A 25,537-nucleotide genomic window follows, 5' to 3' on the forward strand; every position below is an offset into this window, starting at 1 on the left:
CAACAATTCGACCATCATTCATCCGGTGATACCTGCACATAATGACGCTGGCGTTTCAACATGCTGCGCCGAACGCCGGCCAGCCCTGCAATCTCCGCTTCCAGCATAATATTTGCTCTTATCTGAAGAGTTTATTTGATTCAAATGGCGACCTCGCCAAAAAATGGCACGACCAGAAGACAATCATCAATTCTGATAAACTATAACATTCTGGTGATTCCAAACTTTGTATATTCTGCAATCGACGCCTTCCCTGAATTCAATATGGCGCATCCACGCGCCACCGATAAATCCTTGCAAAAAGGAATATGATGATTCCCTCTTTCCGGCCCGGTCCTTTATTAAAGGTCACCGGCGTTATTTTCATTCTGTTTGGCCTCGCCCTGCTGGGCGGCGGCATCTGGCTGGCCAGTCTCGGCGGCTCCTGGTACTACCTGCTGGCCGGCATCGGCATGCTGGTCGCAGGCGTGCTCGTCTTCAAAGGCAAGCGCAGCGCGCAACCGTTCATGGCCTTCCTGCTGCTCGCCACCCTCATCTGGTCCGTCATTGAAGTGAAATTTGACTGGTGGCAATTGCTGCCGCGCCTGGACATCTGGTTTGCCGCCGCCGTCTGGCTGCTGCTGCCCTTCGTCAGCCGCCGCCTGGCCCCGCCCGCCGCTGGCGCAGCGAAACAGCCGCAAGCGGGCAAGACGGCCCTCTCTGCCGCCGTCGCGCTGACCGTCATTGCCGGCGTCATCGCCCTGTTCCAGGACTACCATGATTTGCATGGCGACGTGCCGGCCGAAAACATGGCAGCCACCGCCACCGGCGATTTCGCGCCTGGCGTCGAACACAACGACTGGTCCGCGTATGGCCGCTCCGGCTATGGCGACCGCTATGCGCCAGCCGCGCAGATCACGCCGGCCAATATTTCCGGTCTGAAGGAAGCCTGGACCTACCACACGGGAGACTTCAAGGGTCCGAACGACCCGGGCGAGATCGCCAACGAAGTCACGCCGCTGAAGGTCAATGACATGCTGTATTTGTGCACGCCACACAATATCGTCATCGCCCTGAACCCGGACACGGGCAAGGAAATCTGGCGCCACGATCCGAAGATCAACCGCGATGCGGCCAGCTACCAGCACATGATCTGCCGTGGCGTGGCGTACTGGGACGTGAACGCGGGCCGCGCCAAAAATAATCCTGCCCCTGAAGCTGCCAGCATGGAATGCCCGCGCCGCATCCTGGCGCCAACCATGGACGGCACCATGATCGCCGTCAATGCCGATACAGGCGAGTCGTGCAAGAGTTTTGGCAACAATGGCGTCGTCAACCTGTACAAGAACATGGCCATGATCAAGCGCGGTTTCCTGATGCCGACCTCGCCGCCAGCCGTGTCGCAGAAAATGGCCGTGATCGCCGCCAGCGTGACGGACAACCATTCGACGGAAGAGCCGTCGGGCGTGATCCGCGGCTACGACCCCGTCACCGGCAAGCTGATGTGGAACTGGGACCCGGCCACGCCGGAAGATACGCAGCCTTTCCCTGAAGGCAAGAACTACACCAACAACTCGCCCAATTCCTGGGGCGTGGCCAGCATCGATGAAAAGCTGGGCATGGTCTACATTCCGATGGGTAATGAAACCCCCGACACCTGGGGCGGCAACCGCAACAAGAACGGCGAGAAATTCAACAGCGCCATCGTCGCGCTGGACCTGGCGACGGGTAAAGTGCGCTGGGTCTACCAGACCGTGCACCACGATATCTGGGACATGGATATCGGCGGCCAGCCATCGCTGGTCGACATCGACACGCCGAAAGGCAAAGTGCCATCCGTGGTGGCCACAACAAAACGGGGCGACATCTATGTGATCGACCGCCGCGACGGCAGCCTGGTCGTGCCGGCGCCGGAAAAACCCGTGCCAACGAGCAATCCTGCCGCTGGCGACACCCTGTCGCCCACGCAGCCGTTCTCGGCCCTGACCTTCTTGCCTGAACGCAATATCAGCGAAGCGGACATGTGGGGCACGACGCCATTCGACCAGCTCGCTTGCCGCATCATCTTCAAGGAACGCCGCTATGAAGGCCCGTTCACGCCGCAAACGGCCGGCAAGGGCGCCGTCATCTCGCCGGGCCCGCTGGGCATCTTCGAATGGGGTGGCGCGGCCATCGACCCCGTGCGCCAGTTGTTGATCGTCAACCCTGACTACATGGGCTTCCTGGAAAAACTCGTGCCGCGCGCAGAAACGACGGCCAAGGGCGGCACGGGCGGCGAAATGGGCTTGCAGCCGCAGACGGGCGTCCCGTTCGCCGTGGAAATCAAGGCCTTCCTCTCGCCGCTGGGCTTCCCATGCCAGGCACCGCCGTGGGGCTATGTGGCCGCCGTCGACCTGCGCACCATGAAAAAAGTGTGGATGCACAAGAACGGCACCACGCGCGACAGCGGTCCCGTGCCGATTCCATTGCCACTGGGCGTGCCCAGTCTGGGCGGCATGGTGACCACCGGCGGTGGCGTGACCTTCCTCAGCAGCACGCTCGACTACTACATCCGCGGCTACGACGTCAGCAATGGTAAAGTCATCTGGAAAGCCCGCTTGCCAGCCGGTGGCCAGGCTACGCCGATGAGCTATGTGTCGAACAAGTCGGGACGCCAGTTCGTCGTCGTCATGGCCGGCGGACACGGTTCGCTGGGCACGAAGATGAGCGACACCTTGGTCGCGTATGCCTTGCCGGAAGGCACTGCAGCAGTACCGAAGAAATAAAGTAGCAAAGTAGCAGCGCAAAAAAAAGCCGTTCAGTCTGCACTGAACGGCTTTTTTACGTCTGAAGAAACAAGTGGCTTACAGGATGGTAGCCAGTGCGCACTGCCGGTAATGCGCGGCAGCCTGTTCCGTCTGCTGCAAAGCGTCGTGCATCTGCGCCAGCTTCAGGTGGGCGTCACGCACCATCTGCGGCTCGTTCGCGTCCGACAAAGCCTGCTCCAGGTGGCGCTGGGCCTTGCCCCACAGTTTTTGCTTGAGGCACAGGGTACCCAGGGTCAGCGCCAGTTCCGCGTCCAGCGGACGCTGCTTCATCCATTGCTCGCAATGCTCGATCTGCAGCAGCAGGGCCGGCGTGCCGCTCGGGGCCGCCGCTTCGCGGTAGGCGCGCACGACGCGCTCGTCCCAGTCGGCGGCCAGCGACTCTTCGCACACGAGGCGCGCTTCGTCATGCAGGCCGCGCGCATTCAGGGCCGTGGCGGCGCGGCAGGCGATATACGGCTTGACCCGGTCCGCACTTGGCACGGTCGACCACACGCGCATCAGGGATTCCGCGTCATGCGATGGGTCGGACAGCAAATGGTCGTACGCCAGTTCGCGCAGGCGCGACGACAGGGCCGGATGCAGGGCGCGGTGCTTGTCGAGCGAACGCACGAGGCGCAGCACTTCCGGCCAGTTCTTCGCCTGCTGCTCGGCTTTCAGCGACCATTGCAGCGCGTGGATGTGGCGCGTGCCGCTGGCATTGAGTTCGCGCACGGCGGCCAGGGCCGCTTCCGGCTGGTGGTCGTCGACCAGCAATTCCGTCACCGTCATCAAACGGGCCGTCTTCAGGCTGGCATCGCCTTCGACGCGGGACAGCCAGCTGTCGCGGCGTTCGGACTGGCGCATGCGGTGCGCGGCGCGCGCGCCGATCAGCGCTGCCAGGCCGGCGTTTTCTTCCAGCTCGGCAGCGCGCAAGGCAGCCTTCTCGGCATGGCCGAAACGGCCTTCGAACAGGGCTTTCAAGGCTTCACGCAAGCCCTTGTTGCCGTCGCGCTCACGCTTGCGCTGGCGGTAGGCCGCCACTTGCGCCGGCATGCGCACGGTGGCGCGCACGGCGCGCACCAGCAGATACAGCAGCACGAACAGCACGACCTGCAGCAGCAGGAAGAAATTCAGCGACAAATCGATGCGGTACGGCGGGTAGAACAGCACCACATTGCCGGGGTTGAAACGGGCCGTCACGGCGATACCGATCGCCGCGGCCATCAGGGCGAGTAACCAGAGAAATAGACGCATGGGCTCAGGACTTCGCTTTGTAGTTGCGCACAGCCGTCAGGCTGTCGGACAAGGTTGGCATTTCGATGGCCAGGTTGCTGCCCTGCACCTGGCGCAGCAGGGCTTGCGCCGTCTGCGTGCTCTTGGCGCGGGTGTCGAAATACTTGGCCAGCGCATCCTGGGCGGCGATCAAGTCGTTGCGGAACGCCGTTTCATTGCGCGACAACAAGGCCATGCGGGCATTGAGCAGGCGCAACTTGACGTTTTCACGCAAGAAATACGCTTGCGTCGGCGACAGCATCAGCGCTTCCGGCGTATCGACACGGCGGATGCGGATCAATTGACGCACGTCGGCCCACATGTCGCCGCTCCAGGTATTGAAGCCGTCGCGCACTTTTTGCAGCAGCGGTTCCGGCGCGGGCGGTCCCACCAGCTTGCCGCTGGCATCGCGCACGGGCTTGGCCCCGGCCTTGGCCTTGCCCGGCTTTTCCGGCGCGGCCGGCAAGGCAGGCGTTTCATCGGACAGCATCGGCAGGGAATCGACCTGGGCGATCACGGCGTCGAGGCGCAGGGCCACGCCCGTCGAATCGACGCTGGGCAGGGCCTTGAGTTTTTCCATGTCCCGCCCGATGGCGCGGCGGATGGTGATGAATTGCGGCTTGTCGGAGCGCGACAGGCTGCGGTCCGCGTTTTGCAGGGCGATCAGCGCGCCGGGCACGTTGCCGGCCAGTTGCAGCTGCTGGCTGGCCGTCGACAGCACTTGCTCGATTTCCGTCAGCGCCCACTCGTCGCGGTTCTTCGACAAGTCGTTATACAGTTGTTCCAGCGCAAGCTGCTGGCTTTGCGTTTCGCTCTGGCGGTTTTCCAGCGCGCCCACCTTGATTTGCAGCTCTTTCGTGCCTTCTTGCACGTTGCGCGCCAGCACGCCCGTTTCGGCATTGCTGACATCGCCTTTTTGCAGGCGCTTGGCCACTTCTTCGCGCAGGTTGCGGATCTGCTTGCTGGTCGACCAGCTTTGCGCAGCCAGCAGCACGGCCAGGACGATGACGGCGATGCTCATGGGCTTTTGCAGCTGTTCGAGCAGGCTCGGCGCGCGGCCAGCGGGTTGGTCGGCCGCCTGCGGCGCCGTCTTCACGGCGCTGCCAGGCGTTGCATTCGGTTCGGAGAGTGTAGGCATTTCGTTCATGGTCGTGATTGTAACGCGGCGAGCACTCCTGCGTCGCCTGATCCTGTCAGGGTGACACGGGCAAAACCCAGGGCCGCCGCCGTTTGTGCAATGCGGGCGTGCGGCACGATCAGATGCTGCTGTTGCATTTTCACAACAGCCGCCTTTTTACCATCCATTTCGTCCAGCAGCGCCAGCAAGCCGCGCAGCGCTTCCGAGCTGGTGATGATCCAGTCATTATTATGCTGCAACAGGTTTTCCAGGGTCGCCCGCAAGGCCGGCGTCAGCGTCGGCACCTTGCGGCGGTAAGCCGTGACGAACTCGACTTCGGCGCCGGCCGCGCGCAAGCCGTCGGCCAGGTAATCGCGTCCGCCATCGCCGCGCACGATCAGCACGCGCTTGCCGTGCAGGGCCGGCAAGTCCAGCGCCAGCAATAAATGTTCGGAATCGCTGCGCGCCGTATCGAGCGGACTGGTAATGCTGGCGTTGGCATCCGTGACGCCATGCGCGGCCAAGGCCGTCTTGCTGCCCTCGCCCACCACGGCCAGCGGCAAGCCGGATGGCCAGGCGGGCAGGTGCGCAAAGACGCAATCGATGGCGTTGGGCGAGACGAACGCCACCAGGTCATAGTCGCGCAGGCGGGCCAGCACTGCTTGCAGCTGCGCGCACTCGTCTGCGCCGTCAAGCGCGTGGATTTCCAGCAGCGGCAGCAGTTGCACGGGCAGCCCCAGCGCCGCGATGTTGGCGGCCAGCGGCCCCGCTTGTTGCGCGGGCCGCGTGATCACCACGGTGTCAGGCATGCGGCGCCAGGCCTTCATGGTTGTCGGGCGTGACGGCGCACGAGGCGAGGATGCCGGCGGCGTCTTGCCCGCGCAGCAGTTCGGCCACTTGCTCACCCAGCTGTTCCGGTGCGCTGGCCGGGCCTTCGAGCTCGGCGCTGGCCATGCGCGCGCCGTCCGGCGTGGCGACCATGGCGCGCAAACGCATCTGTTCGCCCTCGACGGTGGCAAACGCGGCCAGCGGAATCTGGCAGCTGCCGCCGAAAATCTTCGATACCTTGCGCTCGGCCGTGACGGCTTGCGCCGTGTCAATATGGTTCAGCGGCGCCAGCAAGCGCACCAGATCGGCGCCGTCCGCGCGTCCGCTGCGGATCTCGATCGCCATGGCGCCCTGGCCGGCGGCCGGCAGGCTGTCTTCCGGCGCCAGCACGGCGCGGATGCGCGACGCCAGGCCCAGGCGTTTCAGGCCGGCGGCGGCCAGGATGATGGCGGCGTAATCGCCACGGTCCAGCTTGCCCAAACGCGTATCGAGGTTGCCGCGCAGGGGCAGAATCGTCAGATGCGGATAGCGCGCGGCGATCAGGGACTGGCGGCGCAGGCTGCTGGTACCGACGACGGCGCCGCGCGGCAACTCGGCCAGGCTGGCGTAGTCGTTTGACACGAACGCGTCGCGCGGGTCTTCGCGCTCGAGGATGGCGGCCAGGCTGTAGCCCTCCGGCAACTCCATCGGCACGTCTTTGAGCGAATGCACGGCCAGGTCGGCGCGGCCTTCTTCCATCGCCACTTCCAGCTCCTTGACGAACAGGCCCTTGCCGCCTACCTTGGACAAGGCGCGGTCCAGAATCTGGTCGCCGCGTGTGGTCATGCCGAGAATTTCAACGCTACACTGCGGATACAGAGCGGCCAGGCGTGCGCGCACGTGTTCAGCTTGCCACATGGCAAGACGACTCTCGCGCGTGGCGATCACCAGGCGGGCAGGAATATTCAATTCGTTCGGGGTCAATTCGGATGCTTTCAAAACAAGTTCTTTCGCTGTGGCTGTCGTTGTCATTATCGTTGCCAATTCGCCCGTCCGATATCAATTTGTATCGGAATGGCGCCCGGCGTCGCTATAATCGTTATCCCTTGGCCTAGAAGGCCAAGTCAGGCTAGCGTCCATGTTGAAGACCACAAATTTTATCATGCGCCCCCTCCCCTCTGCGGCCAAACGCCCGGTGCGATCCACATTCCCTTGCTTTTACACTTACTTTGGTTCTTTATTATGCTCAATGACGCAGTAGCACCAGAAATAGTTCCAGCGGCCGGCTCCGACAAGGACGCGCCGCTGAAAGAAGACATCCGCCTGCTGGGCCGCCTGTTGGGCGACGTGCTGCGGGAACAGGAAGGCGACGCCGTCTTCAATGTGGTGGAAACCATACGCCAGACCTCCGTGCGCTTCCGCCGCGAAGCGGACGCGGGCGCCGCGCTGGAGCTCGACGCCATGCTGAAGGAACTGAGCCGCGAACAGACGATTTCCGTCGTGCGCGCCTTTTCCTATTTTTCGCACCTGGCCAACATTGCGGAAGATCAGCACCACATCCGCCGCCGCCGCGCCCACCTGCTGGCCGGCTCGCCAGCGCAAAAGGGCAGCGTCAGCTTCGCGCTGAAAAAACTGCGCGCCGCCGGCGTGCCGCGCAAGACCGTCGACACTTTCTTCCAGGACGCCCTGATCGCGCCCGTGCTGACGGCCCACCCGACGGAAGTGCAGCGCAAGAGCATCCTCGACGCCGAGCACGACATCGCCCGCCTGCTGGCCGAGCGCGACCTGCCGCAGACGCCAAAAGAGCGACACGCCAACATGCAGCTGCTGCGCTCGCGCGTCGCCACCCTGTGGCAGACGCGCATGCTGCGCTACTCGAAGCTGACGGTGGCCGACGAAATAGAAAACGCCCTGTCCTACTACCGCATCACCTTCCTGCGCGAACTGCCGGGCCTGTATGACGACATCGAGGACGATATCGCCGCCGAGTACCCGAACGGCGATGGCACGATCGAGCCGATCAACGCCGCTTACGTGCAGATGGGCAGCTGGATCGGCGGCGACCGCGACGGCAACCCGAACGTCAACGCGGGCACCATGCAGCACGCGCTGGCGCGCCATGCCACCACCATCCTCGACTTTTACCTCGACGAAGCGCATGCGCTGGGCGCGGAATTGTCCGTCTCGACCCTGATGGTGGGCGTGAGCGCCGAACTGCAGGCGCTGGCCGACCAGTCGCCGGACGCTTCGCCGCACCGCAGCGACGAGCCGTACCGCCGCGCCCTGATCGGCATCTACGCGCGCCTGGCCGCCACGGCCCGCGCGCTGGGCGCCACCAACATCCTGCGCAAGGAAGTGGGCGCGGCCGCCGCCTATCCGGACGCGGCCGCCTTTGTCGCCGACCTGCGCACCATCGTCGCCTCGCTCGAATCGCACCACGGCGCGGCCCTCGTGCGCCCGCGCCTGGCCACCCTGGCGCGCGCGGCCGACATCTTCGGCTTCCACCTGGCCTCGCTCGACATGCGCCAGACCTCGGACGTGCACGAGCGCGTGCTGGCCGACCTGTTCGCGCAAAGCGGCGTGGCCGACGACTACTCGGCCCTGTCCGAGGAAGACAAGCAAGCGCTGCTGCTGAATGAACTGGCCCAACCGCGCCTGCTGTACTCGCCCTACATCAGCTATGCCACGGAAACGGATTCCGAGCTGGCAATTTTGCGCGCGGCGCGCGACATCCGCCAGCGCTACGGCGCGCGGGCGATTCGCAACTACATCATTTCGCACACGGAAACCATGTCCGACTTGCTGGAAGTGTTGCTGCTGCAAAAGGAAACGGGCTTGCTGCGCACCGACTGGCAAACTGGCGACAGCAGCTGCGAGCTGATGGTCATCCCCCTGTTCGAAACGATCCCCGACCTGCAGCGCGCGGCCGGCATCATGAGCCAGGTCATGGCCTTGCCTTTGGTCAAGCAATTGATCGCCAAGCAGGGACAGTTGCAGGAAGTCATGCTCGGCTATTCCGATTCGAACAAGGACGGCGGTTTCCTCACGTCCAACTGGGAACTGTACAAGGCGGAACTGGCGCTCGTCTCCGACTTCCAGAAGGCCGGCGTCAAGCTGCGCCTGTTCCATGGCCGCGGCGGCACGGTGGGCCGTGGCGGCGGACCCAGCTACGAAGCCATCCTGGCCCAGCCGCCGGGCACCGTCAACGGCCAGATCCGCCTGACGGAGCAAGGCGAGATCATCGCCTCGAAATTCTCCAACGCGGAAATCGGCCGGCGCAACCTGGAATTGCTGGTGGCCGCCACCCTGGAAGCGAGCCTGGCGCCGCAGGAAGCCAATCCGGCCCGCAACGGCCAGCTGGCGCAGTTCGAAGCCGTGATGGCGCAACTGTCGGACCTCGCCTATCACGCCTACCGCCACCTCGTGTATGAAACGCCGGGTTTTACGGAGTATTTCTTCTCGGCTACGCCGATTGCGGAAATCGCCGAACTGAACCTCGGTTCGCGCCCCGCCTCGCGCAAGGCCAACCAGCGCATCGAAGACTTGCGCGCCATTCCCTGGGGCTTTTCCTGGGGCCAGTGCCGCTTGCTGCTGCCGGGCTGGTTCGGCTTTGGCAGCGCCATCGAAGCGTGGATCAAGCAGGCCGACGGCGCCGCGCAGGATGACAGGATCGCCACCCTGCGCGCCATGTATGCAGAATGGCCATTCTTTGCCACCCTGCTGTCGAACATGGACATGGTGCTGGCCAAGACGGACCTGGCGATTGCCTCGCGCTATGCCGAACTGGTGGCGGACCAGGGCTTGCGCGAACGCATCTACAAGCGCATCACGGACGAGCATGGCAACACCTTGCGCTGCCTGGAGCTGATCACCGGCAATACCGAACGCCTGGCGGGCAATCCATTGCTGGCCCGTTCGATCCAGAACCGCTTCGCCTATCTCGACCCGCTGAACCACTTGCAGGTGGAATTGATCAAGCGCAACCGCGCCCTGTCCAGCGCCAGCAAAGTCGACGAACGGGTGCACCGCGGCATCCAGCTGTCGATCAATGGCGTGGCGGCCGGCCTGCGCAACACGGGCTGATCGCGTCACCTTGCCATCGGCAAACAGGGCCGGCACCGCAAGGGCCGGCCCTTTTGCTTGCCCAATGGAAAAATATTCTCAAGAAAGCAACAATTGGTATTACACTAGCGTCGGATACTTTTCCCTCTTCGGCGCCAGGCGCACCGCAGCGGCCAACCATGACGCCAGGAACGCGGATGAGCAAATGGTCGATTGAAACGCTGAGTTCGGCATGCGCCGCCCTCATCCTGATCATGCTGGGCTGGCTGGCGGGCGCCGCCTGGCAGCAGCTCGACTTCTGGGAACACATCTGGCTGTCGCTGCTGCTGACGGGCGCCGCCGGCACAGCCATGTGGCTGATGCGCAGGCTGCGCGCCCGCCTCGCCAGCACGCGCCAGCAGCTCGACGCCAGCGCCATGCGCTACCGCGACCTGAGCGAGGCGGCGCAGGACGGCATGTGGCAAACGGATGCGCAGGGCACGATCTTGCATCTCAACCAGCGCCTGTGCGACATGCTGGGCATCCCGGCGGAAAAGCTGCTGGGCCACAAGATGAGCGAATTCCACGACGAGGCGACCTTGTTGCGCCTGTGTCCGCTGCGCCAGACAGCCACGGATAGCTGCATGGGAGAATTGCAGTACCGTCACAGCGACGGCTCGGAACGCTGGGCCATGATCAGCGGCCGCTGCCTGTACGACCCGCAAGGCAGCCTGACGGGCGCCCTCGTGCTGGCCAGCGACATCACGGAACACAAGCGGGCCGAACACGCCTTGACCGTCGCCCATGCGGAGCTGGAAAGCCGCGTGGCCCTGCGCACGGCCCAGCTGCTCGATGTCAATCTGCAGCTCTCCGCAGAAATCGCCATGCGCGCGCAAACGGAAGCGGCCCTGGCGCGCAGCGAAGAGCGGCTGCAGGACATCATTTCCATGATGCCCCTGTCGCTGTTCCTGAAGGATGCCGATTCGCGCATGCTGCTGATGAACCAGGCTTGCGAGCAGCAATGGGGCGTGCGATTCCAGGATATCGCCGAAGGACGCGACGTGCAGCACTTTCCCTCGGACCAGACCCAGGGGTTCCACGCGGCGGACCAGGAAGCGTTTGCCAGCCGCCAGGTCGTGATCCGCGAAGAACTGGTATGGAACGCGCGGCTGCAGGAAAACCGCCTGCTGCAGACGCATAAAAAACCCATCTTCGATGCCCAGGGCCGGCCGCAGATGATCATCGCCATGGGCATCGACATCACGGAAAGCAAGCGCAACGAGGAGAACCTGCAGCGCACCCTGGCCCAGCTGCGCGAACTGACCGACCACCAGCAGACCATCAAGGAAGAAGAAAGGCGCCGCATCGCGCTCGACATCCATGACGACCTGGGCCAGAACCTGATGGTGCTGCGCATCGACGTGTCGCTGCTGCATGCGCGCACGGCCAGGACCCATCCGCGCCTGCACCGCCATGCCCAGCGCGTGCTCGACACCATCGACGCCACCATCCGCTCCGTGCGCACCATCATCAATGACTTGCATCCCAGCACCCTGGAGCTGGGCCTTGGCCCGGCAGCCGAATGGCTGATACGCCAGATGGAAAGCCGTGGCGCCATCCGCTACCAGCTCTCGCTCGACAGCGAGGCGCCCGACCTGGGCCTGGACCAGCGCCAGACGTCGGCCATCTTCCGCGTGCTGCAGGAATCGCTGTCGAACATCGTGCGCCACGCCCAGGCCAGCGAAGTGGAAGTGGCGCTGGCGCAAGATACGGATGCCATCATGCTGCGCATCAGCGACAACGGCATCGGCATGCAGCCGGACGCCCACGGCAAAAAGGCCGCCTTCGGCCTGAAAAGCATACGCGAACGCGTCCACGCCCTGGGTGGCGAACTGCGCATCGACAGCCAGCAGGGCCAGGGCACGGCGCTGGCCATCCGCTTGCCGATCGCCAAAAGCCAGCCCATCGAAGCCTAGGTCAATTCCAAGGCGAAAAAAAAGAGGCTTGCGCCTCTTCTTATTGAATCTAATTACAACTGCAATCACGACGCCTGACAGAACCGTCGCGAGCGGAAGTGAATTGTGGCCGAGACGCGGAACCGTACTTTAGTACAGTGAGCATCGCAGGCCGCAAGTCACGACGCGCAGCAGGTTCTGACAGGTGTCTCTAGTTTTGAGTGAGGAAGGTTTTGAGTTTGTCCGAGCGCGAAGGCTGGCGCAGCTTGCTCATGGCTTTCGCTTCGATCTGGCGGATACGCTCGCGCGTCACGTCGAACTGCTTGCCCACTTCTTCCAGGGTGTGGTCGTTCGACATTTCCACGCCGTAACGCATGCGCAGCACTTTCGCTTCGCGCGGCGTCAGGGAATCGAGCACTTCCTTGATCACGTTGCGCATCGATGCGTGCAGCGCGGCGTCCAGCGGCGCCAGGGTCGTGTTGTCTTCGATGAAGTCGCCCAGTTGCGAATCGCCATCTTCACCCATCGGCGTTTCCATGGAAATCGGCTCTTTCGCGATCTTCATGATCTCGCGCACCTTGTTTTCCGGCATTTCCATCTTGACGGCCAGGGTCGCCAGGTCCGGCTCGCTGCCCGTTTCCTGCATGATCTGGCGCGAGATGCGGTTCATCTTGTTGATCGTTTCGATCATGTGCACCGGCACGCGGATGGTGCGGGCCATGTCGGCGATCGAACGCGTGATCGCCTGGCGGATCCACCAGGTGGCGTAGGTCGAGAACTTGTAGCCGCGGCGGTATTCGAATTTATCGACAGCCTTCAGCAAGCCGATGTTGCCTTCCTGGATCAGGTCGAGGAATTGCAAGCCGCGGTTGATGTATTTCTTGGCGATCGAAATGACCAGGCGCAAGTTGGCGACCGTCATTTCGCGTTTCGCGTGACGGGCACGCTTTTCGCCGGCAGCCATCTGCTTGTTGATCTTGCGCAAGTCCGCCAGCGGCAAGGCCACGCGGGCCTGCAGGTCGATCATCTTCTTTTGCAGTTCCTTGACGGCAGGCACGTTGCGGCTGAGGATGGCGCTGTACGGATACTTGCAATCGACTTCGCGGTCGACCCATTCCAGGTCGCACTCATTGCCCGGGAACACCTTGATGAAGTGGGCGCGCGGCATGCCGCATTTGTTCACGCACAGTTCCAGCACGGCGCGCTCGATGTGGCGCACTTCTTCCATCTGGCCGCGCAAGGTGTCGCACAGCTTTTCCACGACCTTGGCCGTGAAGCGGATACCCAGCAATTCCTGCGAAATGGCTTCCTGCGCCTTGATGTAGGCTTTCGAGTTGTAACCCTCGGGCGCCTTGCGCATCTTGTCGTACTGCGTCGAAATGACGTTGAATTTCTCCAATGCATTCTTTTTCAGCTGGGCCAATTGCTCGCTGGAGAAACCGGCCGCGCCGCCATTGGCGTCGCCGTCTTCTTCCTCGGCTTCTTCTTCCTCTTCCTCGTCGTCACCGCTGGCGGCGGCAGGCGCGGCGGCAGCGGCTGGCGCCGGGGCATTGCTTTCGTTCAGATCGACAAAACCGTCGACCACTTCATCGACCTTGATTTCGTCGCGCGCGATTTTTTGCGACAGCGCAACGATTTCGCCGATGGTGGTCGGGCAGGCGGAAATCGCCTGGATCATGTCCTTCAGGCCGCCTTCGATGCGCTTGGCGATCTCGATCTCGCCTTCGCGCGTCAGCAGCGCCACGGCGCCCATTTCACGCATGTACATGCGCACGGGGTCGGTGGTGCGGCCGAAGTCGGAATCGACCGTCGACAAGGCGGTCGCGGCAGCCGCTTCCACTTCATCGTCGCTGGTGACGGTGGCGACGTTGTCAGTCAACAACAGGCTTTCCGCGTCAGGAGCGCGCTCGTAGACGGCGATGCCCATGTCATTGAAGGTGGCGATGATGCCTTCGATGGCTTCCGGATCGATGATGTTTTCCGGCAATTGGTCATTGATCTCGGCATAGGTGAGGAAACCGCGTTCCTTGCCCATGTTGATCAAGCCCGTGATCTGCTTGCGGCGGCGTTCCAGGTCCGCTGCCGATGCTTCCGGATCGCCCAGTGCGTCCGCCAGGCCGCCCTTGGCCTTGCGGTCGCGCGCTTTCGAGACGGCCTTCAGTTCGGCGCGCTCGACGGCGTTGAGTGCTGCCACTTCATCGTTTTCCGGCGTGAATTCGCTTGGCTTGCGGCCACGGCGGCCAGGTACCTTGACGGTCGGCAGGAAGTAATTCGAGGTATCGATGGCGGCCAGGGCATCGGCGTCCGTGGTCTTGCTGACCACTTGCGCGCCAGTGATGATGGTCACGGGCGCCGCTTCAGGCTTGGCGCGCACGACTTTCGAACGGGCTGCCGTCACCACTTTGTTCGTGGCGGCGCTTTCGCTGACCTTGCGCGGCGCGGCCGGAGCCTTGGCGCCAGGGGCGATCTTCACGCTCGGCGTCTTGGCAGGTGCCGCTTCAGCGGCCTCGGCCACGTCGGCAACAGCCTCGGCGGCCGGGGCGCTGACGGCCGCTTCCGCAGCCGTTTCGGCCGCTGGCACGGCAGCCAGGCGCGAGCGGCTTTTCTTCACCACGGTGACGACGGTCGGCGCCGTCGTGACGGTGGCTTCCGGATTCGCTTGCGCATTATCGATGAAGTAAGATAAAGTCGTTTTGGGTACGGCAAGTGGCGCCGCGGCTGGGCGTGGCGCCTTGGCGGACAACGTTAAAGTTTTTGGCGTATTCTTCATGAGATATCTCTTAATGCGAGACCAGATGGTGTCGGCGCGAAGTGAATGATTCCACCTAAGCCTGCGAAACCGGACTCGATGGAGCGTATTGTTGCGGCTGCCGTGTTAACGGCAGCGGCGCCTGTCTATCGGGACGTTCAAAGCCCGCGCATCCGTCATGGGGAGCGGCGGGGCCGAAGCCGGGTCAGATAAATAAGCGATGTACATTGCGGAATGAAAAAAAGCCCGTACCAGAACGGGCTTGAATCTATTGTTGTTCAGTGAAGACACAGCGGAGAGCAAGATTATGCACGACGGCCAGTTATCTGGATAATTGATAAACAAAATATCTGATATCAAAAATACTAATAATTGGGGGCCTGCACCGCACTGCTCCTATCCCCTGCACACCTGAGCCAGACCGTCAAATACGGGGTCCAGTCATCAGCGCAAGCCGACATTATACACATTTCCCGCATTTCGCGCTTGGTACGGCCAGCCACGCGCAGGCAGATCGCAGCGCAAGTTGCCAAAAAAGACAATGCACTTGCCTGTGGCGCGTGCTATGCTCCCCTTTTATAGCCCAACCAATGATGTCGATGACCAGCTCCACGCCAGACCAGCAAGCCACCACTCCTGACACGCCAGTCGATGCAGCCCCAGCGGCGGCACCGGCCGCAGCGACCACGCCGGCGCCTGCCGGCCTGACCGCGCGCGCCCTGCTGAAGCAGTTCCAGGAGCAATTCCCGCCATTCCGCGATTGCCTGCCCTTGTCGATCGGTATCGACAAGCAGATCCTGGCGCGCCTGCCGGACCTGGACCGCAAGCTGATGCGCACGGCGCTGGGCATCCACACGGGTTCGCTGCGCTACCTGCGCGTGATGGAAAAAGCCAAGGTACGCTACGACCTCGACGGCATCGCCGGCGCGGAAGTGACGCAAACCCACCGCGACCACGCCACGCAAGTATTGCAGCAGCGCTTCAAGAAGGAAGCCGAGCGCAAGAAAGCCGAACGCGACGCGGCCGCCGCCGAAGAAGCGAACCGTTTGCGCCTGGAAAAACTGAATCAGCTGACCGCGAAATTCTCGCGCAAAGGCTGATCCGGTTTCATGGACACAGCTGCCGCACCGCCACTGCCCCCGTATCAAGGCATTGCACTCGACCACGTCAAGCTGGTACGCACCAGCGATGATGCACAGGCGGCCATGGCCGCCCTGCTGGCAGCGGACGCCATCGGCTTCGATACGGAATCGAAGCCGACGTTCGTCAAGGGCGAGTCCTCCACGGGACCGCATCTGATCCAGCTGGCCACCGACGACATCGCCTACCTGTTCCAGGTGGGCAGCACGCCGGCCCCGGCCCTGGCCGAACTCAAAGCCATCCTCGAATCGACCACCACCCTGAAAGTGGGTTTTGGCCTGTCCGACGACGTCAAGCGCCTGCGCAACAAGCTGGGCATCGCGCCGGCCCAGGTGCTCGACCTGTCCGTCGCCCTGCGCGGCGGCCAGCGCAATGACCTGGGCGCGAAGACGGCCGTGGCCAAGTTCTTCGGCCTGCACCTGCAGAAATCGAAAAAGATTTCCACCACCAACTGGGCTACCTCGCGCCTGACGGAAAAGCAGATTCTGTACGCAGCCGACGATGCGCAAGTGGCCCTGCGCGTGTACCGCCGCTGGATCGCCGACGGCGGTAAGGTGGCGCCGCAAAAAGCCCCGCGCGCCAGCACGCCGCCGGCGACGCCGACCGCCCCGCCGCCTGTCTCCGCCTGAGCCGGCGCGCCTTCCTGCAACATGAGCAAGAGCAAGTCCACCGGCACCACGCCTGACGCGATCGCCGCCGCCGAACAGGCGCTGGGACGCCAGCTGCCGGCGTCCTACGTGCAATGGTTATTGGCGAACAATGGCCGCGCGCTGGGTGCCTTGAGCGTGTTTCCCGTGTACGACGCGGCCAATGCGCGCAAGACGTGGGAATCGATAGCACGCCATTACCGCACGAGCTGGCAGGAATGGCTGGAGAATGTGGACGGCGGCAACGCGGCCAGTGCCCTGCTGCCCTTCGCCCAGTTCGGCACGGGCGATTACTACTGTTTTGACTATGCGCAAACGGGGCCATCGAGCGAGCCCGTGGTCGTGCTGTGGTCGCACGAAACAGGCGCCACCGCCACGGTGGCGCCCGACTTTGCGTCGTTCCTGACACTGCCCGGCCGCCCGGGCTGACACCCGGCGGCCGGCCCAGCCTTATTTGACGAGACGCAAGGTCAGGGGATAGCGGTAAGTGACGCCATTGCTGGCCTTGACCGCCGCGACGATCGAGCACACCAGATTGGCCAATGCCACGATCCAGAACAGGAACAGGCCGATCAGCACGAACGACAGGATGAAGCAGGCGAAATACCAGATGATCAGGGTGATCTGGAAATTCAGTGCTTCGCGGGCGTTCTCTGCCGAGAATTTATCCGCGTCATCTTTCTTGATCAAATAAATGATCAGCGGCGCCACCCAGCTGGTGAACAGGCCGCCAACGTGGGACAGAATGGCGATCGTCGTATCTTGCGTACGACCCACTTCCGGCTGCGTGTTATCCATTATCATTCCCATCATTAGTTATAGATACACCAATATAACAGCAATATTTCCTTTTGGAATGAAACACTTGCTGACGCAAGGGACTTTTTTTGTTCGCCGCTACACCGCCGCCAGCGCCAGCCGCCCCAGGGTGGCGATGGCCTCTTCCAGCTGCGGACTCCACGGGTGGCCGTAATTGAGACGGATGCAGTGGCGAAACGCGCGCGTGGCGGAAAAGATGGGGCCGGGCGCGATGCTGATGCCGGCCGCCAGCGCGCTGCGGTGCAAGGCCAGCGCATCGATACCGGCAGGCATCTCCACCCAGACGAAATAACCGCCCTGCGGCCGCGTCACCCGCGTGCCGGGAGGAAAATGCACGGCAATGGCTTGCAGCATGGTGTTTTGCTGCGCCGCCAGGGTCAGCCGCAGCTGGCGCAAATGCCGGTCATAGCCGCCCTGCGCCAGGTAATCGGCCAGCGCCATCTGCAGCGGTATCGGCGCCGACAGGCTGGTCGTCAGCTTCAGGCGCTCGACCTGGCGCGCGTAGCGGCCCGCCACGGCCCAGCCCAGACGAAAGCCGGGCGCCAGGGTCTTGGAAAACGAACTGCAATGCATGACGAGACCCGCGCTGTCGTGGCTTTTCGTCAGGCCGGGGCGCTGCTTGCCAAAATACAACTCGCCATACACGTCATCCTCGATCAGCGGCACGCCATGGCGCGCCAGCAGCTCGACCAGTGCGCGCTTCTTTTCCGGCGACATCAGGCTGCCCAGGGGATTCTGGAAATTCGTCATCAGCCAGCACGCCTTGGGCTGGTGGCGCTGCAACAGCTCTTCCAGCGCGGCCAGGTCGACGCCATCGCGGGGGCTGGTAGCGATCTCGACTGCCTTGAGTTCCAGCCGTTCCAGCGCCTGCAGACACGCATAGAAGCTGGGCGACTCGATCAGCACCGTGTCGCCGGGCCGCGTGACGGCTTGCAGGCACAGGTTCAGCGCTTCCAGCGCGCCATTCGTGATGACGATGTCATCGCTGGAAACGAGCACGCCGTCGAGCTGGTAGCGCAAGGCGATCTGGCGGCGCAGCTCCGCATTGCCCAAGGATAAATCCGTGACGGTGCTCCACGGGTCGAGCCGGCGCATGCTGGCCGACACGGCCCGCGCCAGTTTTTCCATCGGGAACAGGTGCGGACTGGGAAACGCCGAGCCGAAGGGCACGATATCGCGCGCGCCCACGGCGCCCAGCACTTCGAACACGAGGTCGCTGACATCGACCGTGGTGCTGGCGTCGAGCGGGCGCGAACTGTCCGGCTCGGGGGCTAGCGCGGCGCGCTGCGGCGCCACGTAATAGCCGGAGCGGGGCCGCGAGACGATCATGCCGCGCGCTTCGAGCAAATAGTAGGCCTGGAACACCGTCGACGGGCTCACGCCCCTGCGCGCATGCTGCTGGCGCACGGAGGGCAACTTATCACCAGGCAACAACAGCTGCGTGCTGATCATGGCGGCCACTTCTTCCGCCAATTCCTCATATCGTTTCAACCCTGCTCCTCAAACTGATCCGTAGTTTTATTGCACAACTGATCCTGTCACAGTGACAGCACCCGGTATATGCTAGGGTAACAATATCCGGGCAACAACACCGGCACGCCATTCCCACCGACGAGACAGCTGATTTTCCCCATGCGACTTCCCATGCTACTGCATTCCCCCCTCGTGCTGCTGCTGGCCCTGGCCGCCTTGCCCTGCATGGCGCTGGCCGCGCCCGCCACCATCTCCGCCAGCCACGACAGCCTGGAGCAGCGCATCAAGGCGTGCACGGCCTGTCATGCGCAGCAGGAAAAGCACGACGCCTTCTTTCCCCGCATCGCCGGCAAACCTTCAGGCTACCTGTACAACCAGCTGCTGAACTTTCGCGAGGGACGGCGCCAGTATCCGATGATGAACTATATGGTGGAACACTTGCCTGACGATTACCTGCGCGAAATTGCAGACTATTTTGCGGCACAGCACCCGGCTCCGCCGCCGGCACAGCCCAGCAGCGCCGGCACGACGGCCCTGACGCGGGGTAAACAATTGGTGCTGCACGGCGATGCCGGCAAAAAAATCCCCGCCTGTATCGGCTGCCACGGCCAGCAGCTGGCCGGCGTGGCGCCCGCCATCCCCGGCTTGCTGGGCTTGCCGCGCGACTATATCAACGCCCAGCTGGGCGCCTGGAAAAACGGCATCCGCCGCGCCCACGCTCCCGACTGCATGGCGCAAGTGGCGCAGCGCCTGTCGGACGCGGACGTGGGCGCCGTCTCGGCCTGGCTGGGCACGCAGGTGGCCAGCGCCGACGCGCGCCCCGCCAGCAGCATCGCCCTGCCCTTGCCGCTGCATTGCGGTGGCGTGCCGGGCTCCAGTGCGCAGGTGGCGCCATGAAAAAGTGGATGATCGCGGCCGGCCTGGTACTGATCGCCGGCGGCAGCGCCAAATTCCTGCTGTACCCGAGCGACGACCTGGGCCCGCCTGCCGTGGCCAGCACCCTGAGCCAGGAACAGCTGGTCGCGCGCGGCGCCTACCTGGCCAAGGCGGGCGACTGCATGGCGTGCCACACGACGCGCGGCGGCGTGGCGTATGCGGGTGGCCGCGCCCTGCAGACGCCGTTCGGCAAGGTGCTCTCGCCCAACATCACGGCCGACAAGGAAACGGGCATCGGCAGCTGGACGGCCGACGATTTCTGGCGCGCCATCCACAACGGCAAGTCGAAGGATGGCCGGCTGCTGTATCCGGCCTTTCCGTACACCAACTACACCAAGGTACAGCGCGAAGACAGCGACGCCCTGTACGCGTATTTCCAGAGCGTGCCGCCGCACAAACAGGCGAACGCGCCGCACGCGCTGCGCTTCCCCTACAACCAGCAGGTCGCGCTGGCCGCCTGGCGCGCCCTGTACTTCAAGCCGGGCGTGTACCAGCCGCTGACGGGCAAAAGCATGGAATGGAACCGCGGCGCCTACCTGGTGCAGGGCCTGGGCCACTGCAGCGCCTGCCATAGCAGCCGCACCACCCTGGGCGGCAGCGACGACGGCCTGTCGGGCGGCCTGATTCCCGTGCTGGGCTGGTACGCGCCCTCGCTGACGTCGGATGCGGAAGCGGGCCTCGGCGACTGGGACACGGCGCATATCGTGGAATTGCTGCAAACGGGCGTGTCGCCGCGCGCCACCGTCTTCGGCCCCATGGCGGAAGTCGTGCGGCAAAGCTTGCAACACATGAGCAACGCCGACGTGCAGGCGATGGCCGTCTACCTGAAAAGCCTGCCCGGTCCCGCGCAGCCCGCGCAACGCTCGCCGCGCGACACGTCGGAGCAAGCCAGACAGCAACTGGCGCTGGGCGCGAAACTGTATGAGGCGCAATGCGCGAGCTGCCACCGCGATGATGGCAAGGGCGTGCCGCCCGGCTACCCGCCGCTGGCCGGCAACCGCGCGCTGACAACGGAGTCGGCCGTGAACGCCATCCGACTCGTGCTCAACGGCGGCTTTGCGCCCGGCACCCGCGGCAACCCGCGCCCCTACGGCATGCCGCCGTTCGGCCCCGTCATGGATGACGCGGAAGTGGCGGCCGTGGTCACGTATCTGCGCGCGTCGTGGGGCAATGATGCGCCGGCCGTGTCGGCCCTGGAAGTCAACAAATACCGCAGCGTGCCCTTGGAGTAACAGGCATGAAAAAACCGGCCAGCGCCGGTTTTTTCATCTTCAACAGCAATCCTCAGCGGAACTTGCTCTTGTGTCCTGTCTTCAAATCCAGCGCATAACGCACGCCGTTGTCCGTCAGCATGACTTCATCGGGCGGTTCCTCGCCGGCCAGGGCGCCGTCGATCAGGGGCAAGCCTTCGCCCTTGCGCATCAGGTCGTCGCAGCGCTCGTACACGTTGGCGCAACCCGTGGACGCCATCAGCGATTGCACGATGGCCACTTTCCACGCGTCGACGCCGCCGGCGTTGAATTCGCAGATCAGGTAGCCTTGCACGCCGCCGAACAGCTGCACCACCAGGCCCGGCAAGCCTTCGTCTTCGCCCTTGATCAGGGTCAACAGCTGGTTTTCGCCCGCCTTCTTGATGGCCGGCAGTTTTTTCTCGATGGCGGCCTTGACGCGGCGCTTGATCAGCGCGTGGTCGACCGGTTCGTCTTCCTTGAAGCTCCAGATGCGCGCGCGGATCTGCGACTTCGAATTGTAGGCGGCGCGGGCGATGAATTGCTTGGACGAGCTTTGCACGATGGCCGTCGAGCCAGGCTTCATTTTTTCCTGCGGCTTGCCTTCGACTTTTTCAATCGCGGACGCGTAAATCCACGATTGGCCCAGCAAGCTCTTTTCCTTGCCCTGTTTGATGGTGATGATCAGCATGTAATTCCAGTAGTGTGACCGGCGCGTACCGGTCGTCGTATGTCCAATACCGGCATGATACCTCATGCCATCCTGTCGCATCCTCCTGCATTCCATGCCGCTGCTGGCGCAGTCTGTCGCAGCGCGGTACGCAGGCGCGGCCGGCTGGCATACCATGCATGTATACCAATTCCAAACAGGGAGCAAGAATGACACCGACACTTTTCCACCCACGCCATGCCCGCGCCGCCACCGCCCTGCTGCTGGCCGCCTGCGCGCTGGCCATCCCGGCCGCGCCGGCGCTGGCGTCGCCGCTCGACTGGATTTCCGGCAATAGTATCCAGGGCAGCGGCAAGCTGCAAAAGCAGACGCGCGAAGTGGGAAATTTCCATGCCGTGGCGCTGAACGTGCCGGGCACGGTCGAGCTGCGCATCGGCAACACGGACAGCGTCACCATCGAAGCCGACGACAATATCCTGCCGCTGATCGAGACGGCCGTGGAAAACGGCACCTTGCGCATCCGCCCCGCCAAGCGCAACGCCAACTTCCGCCAGAGCAGCCTGACCATCGTCATCCAGGCGCGCCAGGTCGAGCGCATCAGCGTGGGCGGCTCGGGCAACATCACGGCAACGGGCTTGCGCGCCGAGAATCTGCGCTTTGACGTGGGCGGCTCCGGCTCCATCAACGCGCGCGAGCTCGACAGCCGCCAGGTCTCCATCGCCATCGGCGGCAGCGGCAACTTCAAGGCCAGCGGCAAGACGGAGCAACTGACGGCCTCCATCGGCGGCTCGGGCAATATCCAGGCGGGCCGCCTGGCCGCGCGCGAAGTGCAGGTGAGCATCGGCGGCTCGGGCGAGGCGCAAGTGTGGGCCAAGGACGACTTGACCATCAGCATCGGCGGCTCGGGCGAAGTGAGCTACTACGGCGACCCGCGCATCAGCCGCAGCATGCAGCGCTCCAGCAGCATCCGCCGCCTGGGCGCAACGCCGAATTAATCCTTCGCAATGACAAAAGCCCGGAGCGATCCGGGCTTTTTTGCATTTCAACCGGTTAAATCAGCGGGCCGGCTTCACCGGTTCGCGGTCGATCAGGACCGTGTTGACGCTGTCCGTCAGCCAGATCTGTCCATCCTGGATCGTGCATTGCAGCTGCATGCTGCGCTGCGCCAGCTTGCTCATGTCTTGCGCCGCCTCGGAGGGCAAGTTGATCACGGTCAAGTTCTTCGCCCGTTCCAGTTTGTTCGCGATCTGCTTCCACCAGATGTGGCTCGTTGCGCCATAGCTGTAGACGATGACCTGTTCCGAACGGCCGCACGCTTTCAGGATGCGCTTTTCGTCGGGCTGGCCCACTTCGATCCACAGCTGGATGGCGCCCGTCAAGTCTTTCTGCCACAGGTCCGGCTCTTCCGTATCGAACAGACCCTTGGTAAACGTCAGCGCCTCGTCGGCGTGGATGGCGAACGCCAGCAGGCGCACCATCATGCGCTCGTCCGTTTCAGACGGGTGGCGCGCCAGGGTCAGCGCGTGATCCTGGTAGTAATTGCGGTCCATGTCGGCGATCTGCAGATCGGCTTTGAAAATTGTTGCTTTGAGGGCCATCGTGTTTCTGTCTCGGTAAAGTGAATAGTGAAGTCGGTATCAGCGGAAAACCACGGTCTTGTCGCCATTTTTCAGGATGCGGTGCTCGACGAACCATTTCACGGCGCGCGCCAGCACCACGCACTCGACGTCGCGGCCGATGGCCGTCAAAGTTTCCGCATCCATCGCATGGTCGACGCGCTCGACGTCCTGCTCGATGATCGGGCCTTCATCGAGGTCGCCCGTGACGAAATGGGCCGTCGCGCCGATCAGCTTGACCCCGCGGTGATGCGCCTGCGCATACGGCTTGGCGCCCTTGAAGCTGGGCAGGAAGGAATGGTGGATATTGATGGCGCGGCCATCAAGCGCCTGGCACAGGCCGGGCGACAGGATCTGCATGTAGCGCGCCAGCACCACCAGGTCGATCTTGTGCGTGTCCATCAAGTCGATGATCTTCGCTTCCTGCGCCAGCTTGGCCGCTTCCGGCGCGCCGGCCGCCAGCGGCAGGTGGTGGAACGGAATATTGTAGCTGGCCGCCAGCTGGTAGAACTCCATGTGGTTCGACACGATGGCGGGAATTTCCACGTTCAGCAAGCCGCTCTTGTAGCGGAACAGCAAATCGTTCAGGCAATGGCCGATCTTCGACACCATCAGCATCACGCGCGGCTTCACGCGCGCATCGTGCAACTGGCCGTGGAAGGGGCCATTCAACTGCATGGCTTGCGACAGGTCGGCGAAGTCGCTGCGCAACTGGGTGTCGCTGACGGCGCCGTCTTCCAGCGCGAAATGCACGCGCATGAAGAACAGCTGGGATTCCTGGTCGCCGAACTGGGCGGAATCGAGGATGTTGCAGCCGCGTTCGGCCAGGAAGCCGGACACGCGGTGCACGATGCCGCGCTGGTCCAGGCAGGACAGGGTCAGGATGTATTCGGGATGCGTCATGGTCGCGGAATAAGGCAAAAAAGGTGGGCTATGCTCGGCTCAGCCACGCGCGCCGGCCATCGGCTGCGCTGCCGCGAGCGGGCTATTGTCGCACGGCCGGGCCTGTAAACCTGCATTTTCCACACAAGCAGCATGGCTGCCGGCGGCGGCAAGCCGATTGACGTTCATTTGATCTGGCACAAAGTCATCGCATTTTTCCACCTGCCAGGCCCCATTCTCACGCCAAACGGGTATCTGGCGTGGAACCTGGCACGCCATCCGGCGTCTATCCCTTTGCTTGTTTCAGCATACGTCGCATCCGGTGCACTGGGTGTTTCCTGGATCCGTTTTTCATTGAGGTAGAACATGTTCACAAACAGTATTTCCCCCAGTTTCAGCCCCGCCCTGAAGTCCCATCTGGAGGCCCAGTGCAATTTCGCCACGGAACTATCGCGCAAGATGTTCGATACGGTGCAGCACCTGAGCGAGCTGCATCTGCGGCTGGCGCAAGACTTGCTGCAAGAGTGGAGCAGCGCCAGCCAGCAACTGCTGTGTGCGCGCGACACGGGCGAGTTCATGTCGCTGGCCGCGGCCCAGTTGCAGCCAAGCAGCAACAAGCTGCAGCAATACCAGCAGCAACTCGGCAACCTCGTCGCCAACGCCAATGTCGAGATGAACCGCACGGCAGAGAACCACCTGCCCGAAACGAGCCGCACGGCCGTGGCCTTCGCCGACGAAGTGGTGCGCAAGACGGCCGAGGAAACGGAAAAAGCCACGCAGCGCCAGCGTGAAATGATCGAAAAAATGCACGCCACGGGCCACCGCAATGGCGCCGGCCACAGCCGCGATACCGGCAGGCAATCCGATCAGGCGCATTGAGCACTGGAATGTACCACTTGACCCCCACTCGACAGCAAGGAGAGCGACATGGCTAGCAATCAAGGTAATGAACAGGGCAAAGGCGCTGGCAGCAGCCAGAAAGCCGGCGAAGCGGGCAGCGGCAAAGGCACGGGCAAGCGCGGTTTCGCCGCCATGAATGAAGAACAGCAACGCGAGATCGCCAGCAAGGGCGGCCAGGCAGCCCATCAAAAGGGCACGGCGCATGAATTCGACTCGGAAGAGGCACGCCGGGCCGGGCAGAAAGGGGGCGAAGCCGTCAGCCGCAACCGCGAACACATGGCGGAAATCGGCCGCAAGGGCGGCGAAAGCCGGCAATCGGCCCAGCGCGCCAATGAAAACCGCAGCAGCACGGCGGCGCGCAGCGACAGCACTGGCCGGCAAGGCGGCAAGGACGAAGACGACAAGGGCTGACCAGGCTGCGCGGGTTTCCCCGGCAGCGCGGGGCTTGACGTAGACAGGCACGACCAGCCCTGGCGGCCCCGTGCCAGGGCTGGCGCAGCGCGGGGCGCGGCGGTATGG

At 63.4% G+C, this 25,537-nt stretch carries 21 protein-coding genes; 11 read left to right on the plus strand and 10 right to left on the minus strand.

All coding sequences use genetic code 11. The annotated features are described in order from the left end of the window. Window positions 1–308: 308 nt before the first annotated feature. Window positions 309–2,744 (plus strand): membrane-bound PQQ-dependent dehydrogenase, glucose/quinate/shikimate family, encoded by a 2,436-nt coding sequence (locus CSQ93_RS26165; RefSeq protein ID WP_233516357.1) that lies wholly within the window; start codon window positions 309–311, stop codon window positions 2,742–2,744. A gap of 78 nt (window positions 2,745–2,822) precedes the next feature. On the opposite strand, the gene CSQ93_RS26170 is transcribed toward CSQ93_RS26165, so the two are convergent. The 4 genes from CSQ93_RS26170 to hemC are packed head-to-tail and all read right to left on the minus strand — an operon-like array spanning window position 2,823 to window position 6,960. Next, window positions 2,823–4,019, minus strand: a complete 1,197-nt coding sequence (locus tag CSQ93_RS26170; protein WP_071653290.1) for a heme biosynthesis protein HemY — start codon at window positions 4,017–4,019, stop codon at window positions 2,823–2,825. 4 nt (window positions 4,020–4,023) lie between these two features. Continuing rightward, window positions 4,024–5,184, minus strand: a complete 1,161-nt coding sequence (locus CSQ93_RS26175) for a uroporphyrinogen-III C-methyltransferase (protein WP_099380556.1) — start codon at window positions 5,182–5,184, stop codon at window positions 4,024–4,026. Continuing rightward, complete coding sequence (locus CSQ93_RS26180) at window positions 5,181–5,963, minus strand: uroporphyrinogen-III synthase (RefSeq protein WP_099380581.1); 783 nt, start codon at window positions 5,961–5,963, stop codon at window positions 5,181–5,183. Before CSQ93_RS26180 ends, CSQ93_RS26175 begins: the two co-directional genes overlap by 4 nt. Next, window positions 5,956–6,960, minus strand: a complete 1,005-nt coding sequence (hemC, locus tag CSQ93_RS26185; RefSeq protein ID WP_099380557.1) for a hydroxymethylbilane synthase — start codon at window positions 6,958–6,960, stop codon at window positions 5,956–5,958. The genes CSQ93_RS26180 and hemC overlap by 8 nt, the downstream gene beginning before the upstream one ends. 243 nt (window positions 6,961–7,203) lie before the next feature. On the opposite strand from hemC, the gene ppc reads away from it, so the two are divergent. After that, window positions 7,204–10,044, plus strand: a complete 2,841-nt coding sequence (gene ppc / locus CSQ93_RS26190) for a phosphoenolpyruvate carboxylase (protein ID WP_099380558.1) — start codon at window positions 7,204–7,206, stop codon at window positions 10,042–10,044. A 176-nt stretch (window positions 10,045–10,220) separates the two neighbouring features. Next, the gene (locus tag CSQ93_RS26195) at window positions 10,221–11,978 is read left to right on the plus strand and encodes a PAS domain-containing sensor histidine kinase (protein WP_158301374.1); all 1,758 of its coding nucleotides are present in this window, start codon (window positions 10,221–10,223) and stop codon (window positions 11,976–11,978) included. A gap of 190 nt (window positions 11,979–12,168) precedes the next feature. On the opposite strand, the gene rpoD is transcribed toward CSQ93_RS26195, so the two are convergent. Next, window positions 12,169–14,727: an RNA polymerase sigma factor RpoD gene (gene rpoD / locus CSQ93_RS26200; RefSeq protein ID WP_099380560.1), complete on the minus strand. Its 2,559-nt coding sequence runs from the start codon at window positions 14,725–14,727 to the stop codon at window positions 12,169–12,171. A gap of 569 nt (window positions 14,728–15,296) precedes the next feature. Here rpoD and CSQ93_RS26205 point away from each other — a divergent pair. Genes CSQ93_RS26205 through CSQ93_RS26215 form a run of 3 tightly spaced genes read left to right on the plus strand, consistent with a single transcriptional unit; the run spans window position 15,297 to window position 16,922 of the window. Beyond that, window positions 15,297–15,806 (plus strand): ProQ/FINO family protein, encoded by a 510-nt coding sequence (locus tag CSQ93_RS26205; RefSeq protein ID WP_099380561.1) that lies wholly within the window; start codon window positions 15,297–15,299, stop codon window positions 15,804–15,806. 9 nt (window positions 15,807–15,815) lie between these two features. Next, the gene (locus tag CSQ93_RS26210; RefSeq protein ID WP_099380562.1) at window positions 15,816–16,475 is read left to right on the plus strand and encodes a 3'-5' exonuclease; all 660 of its coding nucleotides are present in this window, start codon (window positions 15,816–15,818) and stop codon (window positions 16,473–16,475) included. Window positions 16,476–16,496: 21 nt separating this feature from the next. Beyond that, window positions 16,497–16,922 carry an SMI1/KNR4 family protein gene (locus CSQ93_RS26215; protein ID WP_099380563.1) on the plus strand — a complete coding sequence of 142 codons (426 nt, stop codon included), beginning with the start codon at window positions 16,497–16,499 and terminating at the stop codon, window positions 16,920–16,922. 21 nt (window positions 16,923–16,943) lie between these two features. On the opposite strand, the gene CSQ93_RS26220 is transcribed toward CSQ93_RS26215, so the two are convergent. Beyond that, on the minus strand, window positions 16,944–17,291 hold the full coding sequence (locus CSQ93_RS26220; protein ID WP_034786172.1) for a DUF4870 domain-containing protein: 348 nt from the start codon (window positions 17,289–17,291) through the stop codon (window positions 16,944–16,946). 99 nt (window positions 17,292–17,390) lie between these two features. Continuing rightward, window positions 17,391–18,803 (minus strand): aminotransferase-like domain-containing protein, encoded by a 1,413-nt coding sequence (locus CSQ93_RS26225; protein ID WP_099380564.1) that lies wholly within the window; start codon window positions 18,801–18,803, stop codon window positions 17,391–17,393. A 153-nt stretch (window positions 18,804–18,956) separates the two neighbouring features. Here CSQ93_RS26225 and CSQ93_RS26230 point away from each other — a divergent pair, with 153 nt between their 5' ends. Together CSQ93_RS26230 and CSQ93_RS26235 are read left to right on the plus strand one after the other, a co-directional pair. Continuing rightward, window positions 18,957–19,682 (plus strand): c-type cytochrome, encoded by a 726-nt coding sequence (locus CSQ93_RS26230; RefSeq protein WP_233516358.1) that lies wholly within the window; start codon window positions 18,957–18,959, stop codon window positions 19,680–19,682. Then, window positions 19,679–20,953 carry a cytochrome c gene (locus CSQ93_RS26235; protein WP_099380566.1) on the plus strand — a complete coding sequence of 425 codons (1,275 nt, stop codon included), beginning with the start codon at window positions 19,679–19,681 and terminating at the stop codon, window positions 20,951–20,953. The genes CSQ93_RS26230 and CSQ93_RS26235 overlap by 4 nt, the downstream gene beginning before the upstream one ends. Window positions 20,954–21,005: 52 nt before the next feature. Here the strand turns inward: CSQ93_RS26235 and CSQ93_RS26240 are convergent, their stop codons facing one another. After that, window positions 21,006–21,641, minus strand: a complete 636-nt coding sequence (locus CSQ93_RS26240) for an SAM-dependent methyltransferase (protein ID WP_034758744.1) — start codon at window positions 21,639–21,641, stop codon at window positions 21,006–21,008. A 188-nt stretch (window positions 21,642–21,829) separates the two neighbouring features. On the opposite strand from CSQ93_RS26240, the gene CSQ93_RS26245 reads away from it, so the two are divergent. Continuing rightward, window positions 21,830–22,615 (plus strand): head GIN domain-containing protein, encoded by a 786-nt coding sequence (locus CSQ93_RS26245; protein ID WP_099380567.1) that lies wholly within the window; start codon window positions 21,830–21,832, stop codon window positions 22,613–22,615. Window positions 22,616–22,675: 60 nt separating this feature from the next. On the opposite strand, the gene CSQ93_RS26250 is transcribed toward CSQ93_RS26245, so the two are convergent. Continuing rightward, window positions 22,676–23,218, minus strand: a complete 543-nt coding sequence (locus tag CSQ93_RS26250; protein ID WP_034786185.1) for a YaeQ family protein — start codon at window positions 23,216–23,218, stop codon at window positions 22,676–22,678. 39 nt (window positions 23,219–23,257) lie between these two features. Then, window positions 23,258–24,139: a formyltetrahydrofolate deformylase gene (gene purU, locus CSQ93_RS26255; protein WP_099380568.1), complete on the minus strand. Its 882-nt coding sequence runs from the start codon at window positions 24,137–24,139 to the stop codon at window positions 23,258–23,260. A 345-nt stretch (window positions 24,140–24,484) separates the two neighbouring features. On the opposite strand from purU, the gene CSQ93_RS26260 reads away from it, so the two are divergent. Then, window positions 24,485–24,997, plus strand: coding sequence for a phasin family protein (locus tag CSQ93_RS26260; RefSeq protein WP_099380569.1), 513 nt, complete (start codon window positions 24,485–24,487; stop codon window positions 24,995–24,997). 48 nt (window positions 24,998–25,045) lie between these two features. Beyond that, window positions 25,046–25,429, plus strand: coding sequence for a KGG domain-containing protein (locus CSQ93_RS26265; RefSeq protein ID WP_099380570.1), 384 nt, complete (start codon window positions 25,046–25,048; stop codon window positions 25,427–25,429). Window positions 25,430–25,537 lie beyond the last annotated feature (108 nt).

Source organism: Janthinobacterium sp. BJB426 (genome assembly GCF_002735705.1).
Lineage (GTDB): Bacteria > Pseudomonadota > Gammaproteobacteria > Burkholderiales > Burkholderiaceae_D > Janthinobacterium.